1 protein-coding gene is annotated in these 1029 nt (G+C 41.6%); it reads right to left on the reverse strand.

The window, feature by feature from the left end:
- Window positions 1-1029, reverse strand: a 1029-nt coding sequence (locus tag G5B12_RS16995) for a recombinase family protein (protein WP_174088949.1), incomplete at both ends; no start/stop codon positions are given.

The following is a 1029-nucleotide window of genomic DNA, read 5'->3' on the forward strand; positions in this document are numbered from 1 at the left end:
TTTAGTTTTATTTTATCAGAAAGTTCATTTTGTTCAAGAAGCTTTTTACTATTCTCCGCATCTTCTATCTTTCGTTTTATTTCCTCCAGCTGTACACTTATCTTTCCAGCTCTCTGCTTATACGAATCACGATCTATACGACCATCTTTGTAAGCATCATAGAGTTTCATCTTTTCCGAGGTCAACTGTCGGCTTTGTTTTTGCAATTCTGCGGTATTGATCTCTTTGTCGTCGCATTGCCTGTTGGAAGATACTTTCTTTTCTTTTTCCAACATTGACGCTGCATACTGATGGACAAGCCCAAGGATATTCTCCTCCAGCGGTTCCCGTCGGATCACCAGACTTCGACACACAGGATCTCCATTGGTTCGAGCATCTGAGCATTTTAGCAGATGCTCCGTTTCTTTTAGTAAAGAATGCCCACAGTTGGCACATATCAGTAATGCCGGCTGTTTTTTACGCCTTTCCAGAGTAAAATTGGTGCGTGATTCCGCAACACTTCTCTTCTTTTTCGGATGCATTTCATTTGCTTTTTCAAACAATGCCCTGTCTATAATTGCCGTATGATGATTTTCCAGGCGAATCCATTCTGTTTCATCATTCAGAACTGCTTTATGACCGGTATGCATACTGCAACGTGTTTTTCCCCAGATTCTGGTTCCAATATAAATCTCATCCCGGACAATTGCCGCTACTGTCGTAGGGCTCCAATGTTTCTTTTTGATCGTGTCAAACCTCTGGAACTGCACCTGATCCCCTCTTGATAATTTCTGCTCATCACAAGTGGCAATCGCCTGTCTGTTCAATTCCCTTGTAATATCTGCAAAACTTGTTCCTTCCGCTGCCATCCGAAAAATCATTTTCACGACTTTTGCAGCCTCCGGATCAACTTCCAGTCTTCCGTCTTTTCCTTTTTTATAGCCATATCTGGCATTTACTGGAAGGCGTGTACCATTTCTCGTTCTTGTCTGTAATGCTGATGAAATTTTCTTGGACAAATCCAGGCTATACATATTGTATACCAGATTC

Origin of the sequence: Blautia sp. MSK.20.85 (assembly GCF_013317245.1) — a bacterium.
Lineage (GTDB): Bacteria > Bacillota > Clostridia > Lachnospirales > Lachnospiraceae > Blautia_A.